Origin of the sequence: Halopseudomonas aestusnigri, from assembly GCF_002197985.1 — a bacterium.
Lineage (GTDB): Bacteria > Pseudomonadota > Gammaproteobacteria > Pseudomonadales > Pseudomonadaceae > Halopseudomonas > Halopseudomonas aestusnigri.
The window spans coordinates 40,120-52,384 of record NZ_NBYK01000016.1 but is presented as its reverse complement, the minus strand read 5'-3'; the positions used below and the strand labels follow the sequence as shown (position 1 = coordinate 52,384).

Sequence of the window (12,265 nt, the reverse complement as noted above, 5' to 3'; positions counted from 1 at the left end):
AAGGTAAGGCCAATAGGTTCATGTTGCCATTGGTGTCTACCGCTTACTCTCACGCATTAACCACATTCTCCCCCTGCAGGCGGCCGCGGGTGTCGACTATCAGGCCGGCGTGTTGTTGCAGGGCGTTGTAGTCGAAGGCATCGTGGTCGGTGGCGAGGACGAGGCAGTCGTAGGCGGCGATGGTCTCGGCGGTCAGGGTGACGGACTGCAGGTCGAAATGGTAACCCCGTTTCTGCGGGAAGCTGGGTACGTGCGGGTCTGCGTAGGCGACTATGGCGCCTTTGTCCTGCAGCAGTGACATGATTTCCACTGCGGGGGATTCCCGGGTGTCGTCGATATTCTTTTTGTAGGCGAGGCCCAACACCAGGATGCGGCTGCCGTTGATGGCTTTGCTTTTGCTGTTGAGGGCGTCGGCGACTTTCTGCACGACCCAGTGCGGCATGTAGTGGTTGATCTCGCCTGCCAGCTCGATAAACCGGGTGTTGACGCCGTATTCCCTGGCCTTCCAGGTCAGGTAGAACGGGTCAATCGGGATGCAGTGTCCGCCGAGGCCCGGGCCCGGTGTGTAGGGCACGAAGCCGAACGGTTTGGTGGCGGCGGCCTTGATGACTTCGTGGATGTCGATGCCCATGCGGTCGGCGACGATTTTCATTTCATTGACCAGGCCAATATTGACCGCGCGGTGGATGTTTTCCAGCAGCTTGGTCATTTCGGCGGCGCGGGTGGTGCTGACGGGCACGAGGCGCTCGATGGCTTTTTCGTAGAGGGCGGTGCCGAGTTCAAGGCATTGTGGCGTCATGCCGCCGATAACCTTGGGAATCTGCGCGGTGGTGAAGTGCGCGTTGCCCGGGTCTTCACGTTCGGGGGAGTAGACCAGCGCGCAGTCCAGCCCGGGGGTAAAACCGCGCTCAGTGAGCCGGGGCGCGAGCAGTTCGTCGGTGGTGCCCGGCCAGGTTGTGCTCTCCAGGCTCATCAGTTGTCCCGCCCTGAAGTAGGGCAGTATGGCGTCGACGGTATTGGTGACGTAGCTGAGGTCGGGCTGATGGTGGCTGTCCAGCGGGGTCGGGACGCAGATGATCTGGGCGTCGACCTCGCGGGTGAGGGCAAAGTCGTTGGTGGCGGTGAATCCGGCGGCTCTGGCTCGCTGGATTTCGCTGGCCGTTATGCGCTCGATATAGCTTTGACCGCTGTTGAGACTGGCGACCTTGGCTGGGTCGATATCAAAGCCGATGACCCGGATGCCGACCTCGGCAAAGCGCAGCGCCAGTGGCAGGCCGACGTAGCCCAGCCCGTAGATGCCAATCACGCACTGGCCTGACTGGATGCGGCTGCGCAGGCTGGCCATGGCGCTGCTGGTTTGGGGCGAGGTGGGCATTCGGTGGGCTTTCCCTGTCGTGAGTATCAGTTGGCGATGATTGCAAAAGCCCGGGGCCCGGGCAAGGCGGATCTATGGGGGCTGTGCTTCCGATCACTGCCCGGTTGGCAGCATGCCTTTGTGGACGATCTCGCCATTGCGCCACAACATCCATTCCCCTGGCTCATAGGCCTGCCAGTGTTCGTTACTGGTCAGCGGTTCGGTGGCAATGACGGTCACGACGTCGTTGGCGGTGGTGTGCTGTTTGAAGTCGACTTCCAGTTCCAGGTCGCTTAGCTGTGCCGGGCCGAACGGTGCGCGGCGGGTGATCCAGTGGAGTTTGCTGGTGCACAGGGTGAACAGCCAGTCGCCATTGCTGAGCATCAGGTTGCAGACGCCAAGCTTGAGCAGTGGGGCGCAGCAGTCGCTGAGTGTGTGGGTCAGGTCTTCGAGCGCAGGCGGTGCGGTGTGGCGGCTTGCCAGGGTGTTTAGCAGGTGACAGAAGAGGCGTTCGCTGTCGGTATCGCCAACGGCGGTGTAGGGCCCGGTTGACGGGGTGAAGTCGGTCAACTGGCCGTTGTGGGCAAAGGCCCAGTATTGGCCCCATAGCTCGCGGGTGAACGGGTGGGTGTTGGCCAGGCTGACGCCGCCGACATTGGCCTGGCGGATATGGCAGATGACGTTCTCGGATTTGATCAAAAATCGCGACAAACCCCTTCCTTCAGGTAGGGGAAGGATAGCGGGGCCGGTGTAACCGGCCTTGTTTTAAATGCTGGTTGTATATACAGTTAAATCATGATCAGACGCCAGGCATACAAGTTCCGAATCGAGCCAACCGGCGAGCAGCGGCGCAAGCTGCAGCAATTCGCCGGCATGACGCGCTTCGTTTTTAACAAAGCTTTGGCAATCCAAAAGGAGAATCATGAGGCTGGCGGGAACTACATTCAGTACGTGCCGATGGCCAAGCTTTTGACCGCCTGGCGCAACGGAGATCAAACCCCGTGGCTGAAAGATGCCCCTGTTCATCCATTGCAGCACGCGCTCAAGCACCTCGACCGCGCCTACAAGAATTTTTTCGAGAAGAGGGCTTCATTCCCGACCTTCAAGAAACGCGGGCTCCTGGCCGTGTTTCGGGGTTGGAGTTTGATGGTAGCACTGGGAAGGGGGGCGGTGAAAGCTAGAAGCTTGAGGCTAGAAGCTGGAAGTCGTTGTTTTGTGTGGGTTGTTGGATTGTGTGCGGGGGCAGGCTATGTGGTGTGGCGGCCACGACATGTCGTGGCCCTACAGGAGATTGGGTGACTGGCTTTGGTTTGCGTGTTTGGTGCAGTTTGCGGGCGTGCGATGTCGTGTTGCTGCGGGTGTGGTTGCGGCGTTTGGTTATCGGTCGGGCCGGCGGGTGGTGTTTGGTGTGACGGCCACGACATGTCGTGGCCCTACGGGAGATTAGGTCACGGGCTGCGGCGTGTGTTTGTTGTGATTTGCGGGCGGGCAGGTGGTGTTCCTGAAGGTGTGGTTACGGCGTCTGGTTATCGGTCGGGCCGGCGGGTGGTGTTTGGTGTGGCGGCCACGACATGTCGTGGCCCTACAGGAGATTAGGTGACTGGTTTTGGTTCCGTGTTTGGTGCAGTTTGCGTGCGTGCGATGTCGTGTGGTTGCGGCGTTTGGTTATCGGTCGGGCCGGTGGGTGGTGTTTGGTGTGGCGGCCACGGCGTGTCGTGGCCCTAAGCAGGAATCGACAACCAAACGTGAAGCCCGCACGGACCCAATCCCCGTTTACGCGGGCGAGTAGCGCAGGGCTGGCGGGAAAAAGATGGGCGAGGTGTCTGCGGAGCAAAGCGACGAGTTTTCGCCCATCCCCGCCAGACCGAGCAACGCAGCGAACCCGAAGGGCCACGTAGCCGGGTGCCCGGGGGGATTGCCAAGGGGGGCCGGGCAAGCGGCCCCCCTTTGGCTCGCCGAGAAGGTGTGAGGGAGTGAGATATTAAAACCACCATAAGCGCGATAAATGTGGGATATAGCGCGGGTGGCCTGGATTTAGTGGGATGGGAAATTGAAAAGGCGTTTCAATATTGGAGCGGCTATTTGGAAGCCTTAACCCAAGCCAGCAGCTCTTCCGCAGCCGCGAGCAACTCTTCTTTATTCTGGGGTTGGGCATAGCTTGCCGCGATGGTCAGGCACTGGAGGCGAATGCTCCATTGCTCTGGCAGTTCCCCGCAAGACTCAGCCTCGGAGTCGGGTTGGATATGGGCTGTAATGTAGCGATGGATCGCAGACCTTGAGACCTTGTAACCCTGCTCAGAAAACCAGTCCACATGATCGTTCAAGGTAAGCCCCGGCTGGTCAGCACACAGTGCCAAAAAGCTGTTTCGGATCTCGCTAGGAATCTTTTCAAGTGACAGTGATCTGCCCATAGGTAACGTCCCTCAACCAGTTGATCTGGAGTCTACTTTAATTCGACTGATCTGGGTCGAGGTCCAGGCGGCATTGGCGACGGTCGATCTCTCTTTTATGTACGCGGTCCAGTAGCTTGTAGATTCCGCGAACGCTCATCTTGTGAAGGCGTGCCAGTTCTGAATGGTTGTTGCCGTTGAACTGGTGGTAGATATTCATATCGCGAGCAGCCAACTTGAAGAAGTAGTCCTTCGGGATGGTGACCATCTGGCCGCCCCAGTGGGTGGCCAGCCAGTCGGCCAGGGCGGTGCCGGCTTGCTCGGCAACGTCCTGCTCGATGCCGTGATCCTTGAGCACCACCTCGGTGTGTTTTGCGATGTCGGACAGCAGCTCGTGGCGCTGCTGCTCCATGTGCGGGCTTCTGCTCATTGCAACTCACTCCTCATTTTCTCGGCCTGCTCTGGGGTGATCAGCTTCAATGCCTCGTCACCATTGATCCGGGCCAGCTTCTCGAAGTAGTCCGCCGGGCGTCCTGGGCCGTTGCTGCTCCGCCGTGAGCGGTCGGCCTCGGCCGCTGCTGCTGTTGCCTGGGCATCACCCGCGAGGCCGTACACAACTGCGCGCAAGTAATGGTGGTTATCCAGCGGCAGGGTCAGCTTCTCGCGAGCGCTGAGCATCTGCTCGATGCCCATGGCCCACAGGGTTGGTGTTGCGCGACGTGTATCAGTGGTGCGGGCATCCCGGGTGACGGTGCCCGGCGTCACTAGGGCCAACAGATCCTCGACCAGGCGAATGGCCTTGCTGGTGCGCAGCGATCGCTTGGCCGGGCTGAAGAGCCGCAGGTATTGGAGTACTGCTTTTCCGAGCTTTGGCTCCATACCTGCGAACAGGGCCGCCAGGCGCTTTCCCTCGTCGTCGGCCATGCCAGCCTCAAGCGGGAACTGCTCACCGCAGCATGGGCAGGTCAGTTGCATGAGGATCGCCCCCATATCCCCGCGTCCCGCAAACCATCCAGTACGCCGAGCACAATGGCGCTTCCGACGCCGGTGATACCAGCCCACTTAAGGAAGTACAGCGTAGCGATGAGCGTCATCAAAGATCTCCCACATCTTTATCGATGTCGGCCCAGGACTCCTTCTCGCGCCGTTCCTTACGTAAAGCAGTGATCACTGCTTCCAGCATTGGAACCTTGCGCTCCCAGCCGTGCGGCATGTCTTCCAATACCGCTGTCCGCTCTGCACCCTGGTAGCCCAGCTCGTCCAGCAGGCCATCCAACTCGGCCTTGAGGTGCTGCTTTTGCTGCTCGACGTGCAGGGCCGCGATCAGCGCCTTGTAGTGATGGGGCTTCTTCAGCCAGGCACAGCGCTCGATGCCGAACATGCGCTTGGCGATCGCATCCGCGTATGTCCAGGGCAGCTTCATATCGGCCAGCAGCGCCTCGATCTTGGTGATCTCGGTGTCCAGTTTCTTGAAGTTGTGCGGCTTGCCCTTTGCCTTGCTGCTGAGCCTGGGCTTGAAGCCGAGGCGCTCGAACTCGCGCAGTACAGCGCCGACTTGCCGCGGCCCCAGCTCCGTTGACGATCGGACGCCAGCGACGCGGGCGAGCAGCGCGCGGTATGCGGTGTCGTCCAAGTTCAGTTGCTGACGGGCGATGTGGATCTTGGCGGTGTTGGCACGGCTGATCATGCGCTAGGCCCTCCGATAGCCAGAGGCTTAGCCGACGCGCCAACTGCCGTGTGCAACTGGGCGGTCTTGCCTGCCTGATAGCCAGCATCGCCCGCTCCCACGTCGCGTCCTTTTTGCTTGCGCCGCTTCATCTTGTGGGTACCAAGGTCTGGGTGATGCTTATCCATGTAGGCCTGGATTGCGTCAGCGATGTTGTCATCAACGCCAGCGAATTCGTCGACCTTGTGGTACACCGCCCTGATCCAGCCTGTAGCAAACTGATCCCCACGGGAAACCTTGGTCGAGCGCTTGCAGCGCTTGTTGTTTGGCAGGGCGAGATACTCGCGGCGAGCTTTCTGCAACTGACGTTCAAGTACCTGGTAGGCGTATCCCGTTAACTCTGGAGCGGCCCCACAGCCGACGAAAATGAAGCCCCCGACATAGCTGAATACGTCTGCCCGAACCATTGTGATGATCATCCGGGTGCCAAACGCATGCGCGCAGACGTATGCCAGCTCAACCCGCCAGGGCGGCGGCTGGCCTTCAGAGCCAGCTTCAATCGTCACTTCACAGGCCATGCTCGCCAGCACGTCGCCCATCTCGACGTTGTAGGCCTCCATCATCTTGTGAGCCTGGCGCAGTGCGATCTCGGCCTCATTGGCATTGGCGTTTTTGCGCTTCGCCATTTCCAGGCACTTCTTGATCTTCTCCAGTGCGCGGTCCTGGTCCATATCAAGCCCCCGCCAAGTTCAGGTTGATCTGTTCATAGCGGTCGTCGCCGATGCGGCGGTAAACGCGGATGTAGACCGCTTTGCCATTCACCTGGATGGAATCCCGCAGGGCGTCCATTGCGGTCTTCCAGTCTTCGTCGTCGATTTCCAGGCGCATCAGGTCGAGCACGTCATTGGTGCGGATCTCGCCATTACGGCCGGTGAACGCGCGGTCGACCAGGGCCATCAGGTGGCGATCAGCACCAGCGCTCCATTTACGGATGCAGGTATAGATCAGCTCCTTGGCCGCAAGGATCTCTTCGGTGAAGCTGAGGCGGTTGGCCAGCGCGCGCTCGATCTTGAACTCGCCGTCGTAAGTGGTGATCGACACGTTGCCTTTCTTGCCGCCCAGCTTAACGCCGTAGCGCTCCAGCGAAATACTGATCAGGTCTTCGATATCGGCGAGCGCTTTGGCCTTGAACGCGGCCATCGACTCACTGATGGCCACGGCCTGGGCGGCAAGATCGCGGGCCACGTTGTCGCGCAGCTTGTCCTGGTCGCGCACCTGGTGCTCGGGTACCAAATGGCCTGCGGCGTTTTTGACGAAGCCGGCCGGGATTTCAATGTGTGCTGTCATGCTCTTTCTCCATAGCGTCCAGCCGATCAATCTCGGCCAATAGAAGTGCGGCGGCTTTCACCAGATCACTGCGCCGGCTCCCAAACTTCGGCGTCCAGTCTTCAGGCGTCAGGGCCTCCAGTAGGTTGTTTCCGTATCCGCTGGAACGGGTATCCCAGTCACGACACGCCTCCGGCATCGCATACACCGCAGCGAAAGCGGCGAGTTCGTCACACGCGTGATCGGCATCGTGGTTGGCTGAGTACCCGTGCACACGGATCTGCTCGATCCGCTCCCGAATCACATCTGCCAGCCCTGGGGCCGTCAGGGTGTGTAGGAAGTACGCCTGGCCGTTACTTAGGACGCGGATCAGCTTCGCGTCTCTGTCGCGGCGCTCGGTGAGTTCGTCGATTTGGGTTTGCAGCTGCCGGATCTGATCGCTGTTGCTCATCAATGCACCCACCCAATCCGCCCAGCCACCGGCGGTACGCCAACTAGCCACTCGACCTCACAGCCCAACAGGAACGAGCGGCAGCGGCTGAAATTTCCGGGGGTAGGTACCAGTGCGATACCGCTGCGGCCTACGCGGATCATGTGTAGCGGTTGCTCGCACTCGACCACCAGCAGTGGCTGGACGCCATCTATGCATGTGAACTTTACGCTGCAGCCGTGCGCTTTCAGCTCTCGGCCGACCTGGTTGGCCAGGGCGAGCGAGGCTTTCACCTGCTCGGTAAAAACCTTGCTTGGACGTTTCTCAATAAACGGAATCAGCGCACCCATCTCACACCTCCATCACGATGTGGCCGGTGACAACCTGCTCACCGAGGTCCGCAGCCAGGTTCATCGCGGCGATCATCAGGTTGCCGATGGCCAGCGGGTACAGCACGCTCAGCGTCTTGTTGCCGACGTTGTGCTGGAGGCGCTCGCCGATCGCGCGGATGCCTTCGGCGTCGATCACCTTTTCCAGGTCCACGCCCACCCGGCCAAAGCGGAAGCGCAGGAAGGTTTCCAGCTCGGCCAGCGGTACCGGCTCCAGCTCGACCACCTGGATGCGCTGCACCACCTCCCGCAGCTCGGGGTTGCGCTCGTGCAGCTTCTTGGTGAGCAGCTCGGGCTGGCCGATCAGGACGATGTTCAGCAGCTTGCTGAATCCGCGCTCCAGTTCGCGCAGGCGCTTCAGGTGTTTCAGGGTTGGGATTGGCAGGCTGTGCGCCTCCTCAATAATGAGCAGGTGACGCATGCCGGATTCCGCGCTTGCCAGCAGCGCGCGGTGCATCTGGCGGAAGCGGGCCTCTGGCGATGACTTCGGCATCTCGGTCGGGTTGACCACCGCCATGATCGACTCTGCGATGTGGGCACTCTTCAGCGTTTTTCCCTTCTGGTCATTGTCTTCCATGGCCAGCACATAGGGCTCGATCACAACAACCGGTGCGTCTTCAGCCTCAAGGCGAGCGACCAGTTCACGGCGCAGCGTGGATTTACCCGCGCCTGATTCGCCCACCACAGCCAGAAAACCATCATGCCGCGCTACCTGGTACATGCACTCCCTGACATAGCGGATGTCCTGGGACACGTACATATCATCAGCGCAGGTAAGGTCGTCGAATGGGTCGCGCGGCAGAGCAAAGGCTTTGCGAGCGGCTGGCATTAGGGTCTGTTTGCGTTTTAACATCGGTTCTGACTCCTGGTTGTTTTCCTGGTCGGACTCTTCTGGGGGTTGCGGATCGGCCGTGTTAGCGCACGGTTGGTCCACCTGTATTTCTTCAAACACGTCGCCAATGGCGTCATTGGCGGCGCCGTTACTCAGCAGCCAGTCACGGATGCGCTGCTCCAGCTCAGTCCGGTCAAGGCTTTTTGGCCACTGGCCGTGGTTGATCAGCTGGGCGATAGTGGCCGGGCTCAATTGCAGCGAGCGCGCCAAATCAGCCTGCTTTTGCTCGATCTCTTCCAGCGTTGATTTCAGTTTCAACATGCATCACCTCCCACCAGCCGGAGGCCCGGACGCTGTGGTTTTGGGTTGCGGATTAGCTCGGCGAAAGCCTCCAGCGCGGGCTCTGGAACGCCGTCCTTGTATGTTTCCTTCAGGGTTGCCATGGCCTCGGCGTTCCATTTTTCGCCCAGCATGGCTTTGAGCCGCTTGGCAGCGGCAACGTGGCTCAGCGGTGGTAGCTCCACCATAGGGCCAGCAAGCTTGTGTTCGGTGCCGCGGCGCGGCAGGTGGGTCGGCAGGTTGGCGTCGGCCAGCGGCTTGTAGGGGTCCAGCTTGCCGTCCAACGGCAGCGCCTTGGCTTTGCGCCTGGCGGCCGCCTCATCAGCAGAGGTAGTGCCGGTCATCAGCTGCTCGATTGCCTTGTTGGCTCTCTGCGCCGAGGTGTCGGCATGGCTGGCAAACTCGCCAAACGTGACACTGTGTTCGCCTTCGGAGAAGCCGTATTCGTCCTTCTCGATGCGCGGGATTACATAGATCACCTGGTGCCCTGCGGCGTTGGTGCCCACCACCTGGGCCGCATCGCTGCGCCATGGGTTACGGGTGACCAGCACCTTCTCGTGCACCATCACACCGGGCACATCCTTTACCGAGTACTCAGCGCCCTGGAACGAGATGCGCATGCTCGGCTTGACCTTGCGCTCCACCGGCTCGGCAATGGCCAGCTCGCGGCACACCTCAACCGGTGGGGCCTTAATCAGTTGCTGCTCAGTAATGCGCATCCAGGCTGAGGTGCGCGTCATGCCATGTCGGCGGTGCTTGCCCGTCGCGTTGAACACTGCCCGCCACTGCGCTGCCAGGGCGTTCAACTCCGCCAGATCCGCGACTGGGCGGTAGCGCAGGCCCGCCTCGAATTTGCGCTCGATAATGTTCCGCGCGTTCTCCACCTGGCCGGTGGCGCGGGCACTGCCCGGTGCGTGGGCGATGGCCTCAATACCCAGGCTCTTGCACAGGTTCATGGTCATGGCGCTGGTGTTGGCGCTGCCTGGATCCATATAAAGGATACGTGGCACCCCGTGCAGCATGTCCGGCCCGCCGCGCTCCTGCAGGGCATTGATCAGCACGCTGCAGAGATTCTCACCGCTCTCAGCACCCATCACGTACTCGGCGTAGATCCAGCCGCTGGCGTGGTCGGTAATCTCGTAGGACCACACCCGGTCAGCCATTACGCGCGCCAGGTTCTTGGGCTTGTTTTTGTAGAACTCGCCCTGGTCCATGATGTGCAGGCCCTGCGCTTTGGCCGATGGCTTGAGGTAGTAGAGAACACACAGCGACGCATCGATCTGCCAAACATGGTTCGGGTGTTCGCTGCGCATCTCCACATGGGGCGCAGGTGCGGTGAGCTGGTCGATATGCAGCCCATACCCGCGAATCGCCCGGCGAATGGCGCTCTCGCTCAGCGGAGTAATCTCGCCGGTGCGCGGGTCCACCCGCTCGGCGCGTACCAGGCCGTTGGCGCGCAGTGCGGTCACCGCGTCCATCAGCGCCCAGATCACCTTCTCGTTGCCGCGGGTGGTCTCCTTGACGGCCCCGACGATCAGCAGCGCCTCATCGTAGGTCAGGTCAGATCTGCCCGCGTCAGCGCGTACCTTGCGTGGTTTTTTCACTGTCAGTTCCCGCAGCTTGCGGTGCAGCGTGGCTAGGGAGATACCCAGCTCGCCACACGCCTGCTCATAAATGGCCTGTTTGCCGCCATGGCCAGCGGCGCGAATGGCTTGCGCCACAGCAACCAGGCGTTCGGTCATAACGGCGCTCATGGTCAGTTGCCCTCGATCGCCGCTTGCGCACGCTCAAGCGCGTCCGGTGCCATCCAGTCGGTGGCGTCCGGGTCGTCGTTGTCGGGCAGGTCGTAGTCCTCGCGGATTGCGAGAATGTTCAGTTCGATCTGACGCAGCAGGTTGGCCAGATAGGCGCGCTGGTCCTGGCCGGCTTCCGCGCCGGCGTTCACCATGGTTTCAAAGGCCACGCGCAGCTTGTTGGTGAGCAGGCTTTCAGCCTCAATAGCCATGCCACTCACCTCCATGCGCATCTCCTTTAACCCCTCCGCTGGGGGCATGGTTTGGATGCGGCGCTTGACCTTCTCCAGCTCGACCTTGGCGTCCTCCAGTTCGCGAGACTGATCAGCCAACCGTGCCCCCTGCGCTTCATAGTTTTGGCGGACGTCATCGCGCTCCTTGGTCAGCTGTTCCTTTTCAGTCTGGTGCTTGGCAATCAGCTCCTCGGCCAGAAATTCCACCGCCTCGTGGTTACCAGTCTTGGCGGCCTCGATCAGAGCAGAGCGGGAGTCATCGGGCAGCTTGCGGAACTGGCGCAGCTCGCGGTAGCCAACCCCCAGCGCTGAAAGCTGGTTGAGCGCTTGCTCGCCAAATGCGTTCAGGTTTGCCAGATCTTCATCAACCTTCGAGCGAGACAGGCCGAGTGCCTGGCAAAACCCATCAAAAGTGCCGACGTCGGCAATTTCGTTTCCGTGAGGGTCCACACCCTTTTTGCCCGCTAACGCCCGGTACATCTTGGTTTCCTTGATGTGCTTGAGCTTGGTCAAACTGACGACGTCGGCAAAACGGGCAAATGAGTTGGCCATTTGCACTTGCCCCAACAGCTGGTTGACCAGATCGCGTTCTTCGCTGTGCTCGGCAATCAGGGCGCTGCCGGTGTTCTGCAACTGGTTCAGCGTTTGCTCATTCAGCGGCGCAACATCAACGGGCTCGGTGGTCGTGGTTTTTGTACGGGCCATGGTCGTTCCTTAGTAGAGGCTGCCAGCGGCAACGCGCTGGTTGAGTTCGTGGATGCGGTTCGTGGCGCGGGTCATTTCATCCGCGTGTGCCTGGGCGATCTGCAGCGTGGCCGTGCTCAGCGCAAAGCGACCGGTGTCCAGCTTGGTGGCAAAGCCCTCGGCGATCAGGGTATTCATGCAGCGGGTGACCGCGCTCGGCGGGATGTTCAGCGCCTTGGCAATGTCGCTGTTGCTCAGCCCGCTGAGGGAGTGGCCGCGCAGCACCTTCATCACGCGCAGGCAGCGGGCACCGCTCTCGCTGGTGCGGGAAAATTCCTTACTCATGGTCGTGGTCTCCCAGGTCGAGTTGAGGGGTCTTGTGTTGGGCCACGTTGCCGTGGTGCCAGCCCAGGCTTTCCATCGCGCACTGGATGGTGGCCAGGGTGTGGTCGGAATCCTGCTGGCCGGCATGAAAGGCCAGTAACGCGCCGGTGGTGGCATGCAGCAGCACTTGCAGCTCATGGATTTCAGTGGCGTCGCAGGATTTGCCCGTCGGCATATCGATCGCCAGCTTGCCGGCGCTTGCCGCCAGCCACTGGGTCACGTAGTGGCAGCCGCAGGCCGCCTCATAGACTGGAATCATCACCGCCGGCATGCGCCCGTTGGCGAGCCACTTGTAGAGTGCCCAGTGGTTCGGCAACCCCATGCGCTCAGCAATGCGCTGTTCGCTCATGTTGTGCTTAACCAGGGCGAACTGCTTGCACAGCTCCATCGCATGCAGCAGCGAGGTGGGCCGGGCGGTTTTCCAATTTCGGCGGATCATTGGAAA

The 12,265-nt window shown here is 60.8% G+C and carries 15 protein-coding genes and 1 pseudogene; 1 reads left to right on the top strand and 15 read right to left on the bottom strand.

The features are described 5' to 3' along the window. Nucleotides 1–49: 49 nt before the first annotated feature. Together B7O88_RS16355 and B7O88_RS16350 are read right to left on the bottom strand one after the other, a co-directional pair. On the bottom strand, nucleotides 50–1,375 hold the full coding sequence (locus B7O88_RS16355; protein ID WP_412779080.1) for a nucleotide sugar dehydrogenase: 1,326 nt from the start codon (nucleotides 1,373–1,375) through the stop codon (nucleotides 50–52). Between the two features lie 93 nt (nucleotides 1,376–1,468). Next, nucleotides 1,469–2,065, bottom strand: a pseudogene (locus tag B7O88_RS16350) (class II glutamine amidotransferase); the annotation flags it as partial. Nucleotides 2,066–2,149: 84 nt separating this feature from the next. Between B7O88_RS16350 and B7O88_RS18085 the strand changes: the two are divergent. Next, entirely contained in the window at nucleotides 2,150–2,653 is a 504-nt protein-coding gene (locus B7O88_RS18085) for an RNA-guided endonuclease InsQ/TnpB family protein (protein ID WP_200818477.1), read from the top strand. A 779-nt stretch (nucleotides 2,654–3,432) separates the two neighbouring features. Here the strand turns inward: B7O88_RS18085 and B7O88_RS16340 are convergent. From B7O88_RS16340 to B7O88_RS16280, 13 genes are all read right to left on the bottom strand, one after another. Then, nucleotides 3,433–3,765, bottom strand: coding sequence for a hypothetical protein (locus B7O88_RS16340; RefSeq protein WP_088277612.1), 333 nt, complete (start codon nucleotides 3,763–3,765; stop codon nucleotides 3,433–3,435). A 37-nt stretch (nucleotides 3,766–3,802) separates the two neighbouring features. Continuing rightward, nucleotides 3,803–4,174: a Mor transcription activator family protein gene (locus tag B7O88_RS16335; RefSeq protein ID WP_235005819.1), complete on the bottom strand. Its 372-nt coding sequence runs from the start codon at nucleotides 4,172–4,174 to the stop codon at nucleotides 3,803–3,805. Then, nucleotides 4,171–4,668: a hypothetical protein gene (locus B7O88_RS16330; protein ID WP_235005820.1), complete on the bottom strand. Its 498-nt coding sequence runs from the start codon at nucleotides 4,666–4,668 to the stop codon at nucleotides 4,171–4,173. Before B7O88_RS16330 ends, B7O88_RS16335 begins: the two co-directional genes overlap by 4 nt. Before the next feature lie 169 nt (nucleotides 4,669–4,837). Then, on the bottom strand, nucleotides 4,838–5,431 hold the full coding sequence (locus tag B7O88_RS16325) for a gp16 family protein (protein ID WP_088277608.1): 594 nt from the start codon (nucleotides 5,429–5,431) through the stop codon (nucleotides 4,838–4,840). Next, nucleotides 5,428–6,141: a DUF2786 domain-containing protein gene (locus tag B7O88_RS16320; RefSeq protein ID WP_088277606.1), complete on the bottom strand. Its 714-nt coding sequence runs from the start codon at nucleotides 6,139–6,141 to the stop codon at nucleotides 5,428–5,430. Before B7O88_RS16320 ends, B7O88_RS16325 begins: the two co-directional genes overlap by 4 nt. A 1-nt stretch (nucleotide 6,142) precedes the next feature. Beyond that, the gene (locus B7O88_RS16315) at nucleotides 6,143–6,757 is read right to left on the bottom strand and encodes a DUF3164 family protein (protein WP_088277604.1); all 615 of its coding nucleotides are present in this window, start codon (nucleotides 6,755–6,757) and stop codon (nucleotides 6,143–6,145) included. Further along, nucleotides 6,741–7,187 carry a hypothetical protein gene (locus tag B7O88_RS16310; protein ID WP_088277601.1) on the bottom strand — a complete coding sequence of 149 codons (447 nt, stop codon included), beginning with the start codon at nucleotides 7,185–7,187 and terminating at the stop codon, nucleotides 6,741–6,743. The genes B7O88_RS16315 and B7O88_RS16310 overlap by 17 nt, the downstream gene beginning before the upstream one ends. Beyond that, entirely contained in the window at nucleotides 7,187–7,516 is a 330-nt protein-coding gene (locus B7O88_RS16305) for a hypothetical protein (protein WP_088277599.1), read from the bottom strand. Before B7O88_RS16305 ends, B7O88_RS16310 begins: the two co-directional genes overlap by 1 nt. A 1-nt stretch (nucleotide 7,517) precedes the next feature. Next, on the bottom strand, nucleotides 7,518–8,708 hold the full coding sequence (locus tag B7O88_RS16300; protein ID WP_088277597.1) for an ExeA family protein: 1,191 nt from the start codon (nucleotides 8,706–8,708) through the stop codon (nucleotides 7,518–7,520). After that, entirely contained in the window at nucleotides 8,702–10,468 is a 1,767-nt protein-coding gene (locus B7O88_RS16295; protein ID WP_235005821.1) for a DDE-type integrase/transposase/recombinase, read from the bottom strand. Before B7O88_RS16295 ends, B7O88_RS16300 begins: the two co-directional genes overlap by 7 nt. Nucleotides 10,469–10,482: 14 nt before the next feature. After that, nucleotides 10,483–11,457 (bottom strand): hypothetical protein, encoded by a 975-nt coding sequence (locus B7O88_RS16290; RefSeq protein WP_088277593.1) that lies wholly within the window; start codon nucleotides 11,455–11,457, stop codon nucleotides 10,483–10,485. Between the two features lie 9 nt (nucleotides 11,458–11,466). Beyond that, on the bottom strand, nucleotides 11,467–11,781 hold the full coding sequence (locus B7O88_RS16285; protein ID WP_088277591.1) for a helix-turn-helix domain-containing protein: 315 nt from the start codon (nucleotides 11,779–11,781) through the stop codon (nucleotides 11,467–11,469). Further along, entirely contained in the window at nucleotides 11,774–12,259 is a 486-nt protein-coding gene (locus B7O88_RS16280; RefSeq protein ID WP_088277589.1) for a hypothetical protein, read from the bottom strand. Before B7O88_RS16280 ends, B7O88_RS16285 begins: the two co-directional genes overlap by 8 nt. Between the last annotated feature and the right edge of the window lie 6 nt (nucleotides 12,260–12,265).

What these genes read in the sequence shown, in the direction of transcription:
- B7O88_RS16355 (WP_412779080.1), bottom strand. Translation starts at nt 1,375, where the DNA reads ATGCCCACCTCGCCCCAAACCAGCAGCGCCATGGCCAGCCTGCGCAGC.
- B7O88_RS18085 (WP_200818477.1), top strand. Translation starts at nt 2,150, where the DNA reads ATGATCAGACGCCAGGCATACAAGTTCCGAATCGAGCCAACCGGCGAG.
- B7O88_RS16340 (WP_088277612.1), bottom strand. Translation starts at nt 3,765, where the DNA reads ATGGGCAGATCACTGTCACTTGAAAAGATTCCTAGCGAGATCCGAAAC.
- B7O88_RS16335 (WP_235005819.1), bottom strand. Translation starts at nt 4,174, where the DNA reads ATGAGCAGAAGCCCGCACATGGAGCAGCAGCGCCACGAGCTGCTGTCC.
- B7O88_RS16330 (WP_235005820.1), bottom strand. Translation starts at nt 4,668, where the DNA reads ATGGCCGACGACGAGGGAAAGCGCCTGGCGGCCCTGTTCGCAGGTATG.
- B7O88_RS16325 (WP_088277608.1), bottom strand. Translation starts at nt 5,431, where the DNA reads ATGATCAGCCGTGCCAACACCGCCAAGATCCACATCGCCCGTCAGCAA.
- B7O88_RS16320 (WP_088277606.1), bottom strand. Translation starts at nt 6,141, where the DNA reads ATGGACCAGGACCGCGCACTGGAGAAGATCAAGAAGTGCCTGGAAATG.
- B7O88_RS16315 (WP_088277604.1), bottom strand. Translation starts at nt 6,757, where the DNA reads ATGACAGCACACATTGAAATCCCGGCCGGCTTCGTCAAAAACGCCGCA.
- B7O88_RS16310 (WP_088277601.1), bottom strand. Translation starts at nt 7,187, where the DNA reads ATGAGCAACAGCGATCAGATCCGGCAGCTGCAAACCCAAATCGACGAA.
- B7O88_RS16305 (WP_088277599.1), bottom strand. Translation starts at nt 7,516, where the DNA reads ATGGGTGCGCTGATTCCGTTTATTGAGAAACGTCCAAGCAAGGTTTTT.
- B7O88_RS16300 (WP_088277597.1), bottom strand. Translation starts at nt 8,708, where the DNA reads ATGTTGAAACTGAAATCAACGCTGGAAGAGATCGAGCAAAAGCAGGCT.
- B7O88_RS16295 (WP_235005821.1), bottom strand. Translation starts at nt 10,468, where the DNA reads ATGACCGAACGCCTGGTTGCTGTGGCGCAAGCCATTCGCGCCGCTGGC.
- B7O88_RS16290 (WP_088277593.1), bottom strand. Translation starts at nt 11,457, where the DNA reads ATGGCCCGTACAAAAACCACGACCACCGAGCCCGTTGATGTTGCGCCG.
- B7O88_RS16285 (WP_088277591.1), bottom strand. Translation starts at nt 11,781, where the DNA reads ATGAGTAAGGAATTTTCCCGCACCAGCGAGAGCGGTGCCCGCTGCCTG.
- B7O88_RS16280 (WP_088277589.1), bottom strand. Translation starts at nt 12,259, where the DNA reads ATGATCCGCCGAAATTGGAAAACCGCCCGGCCCACCTCGCTGCTGCAT.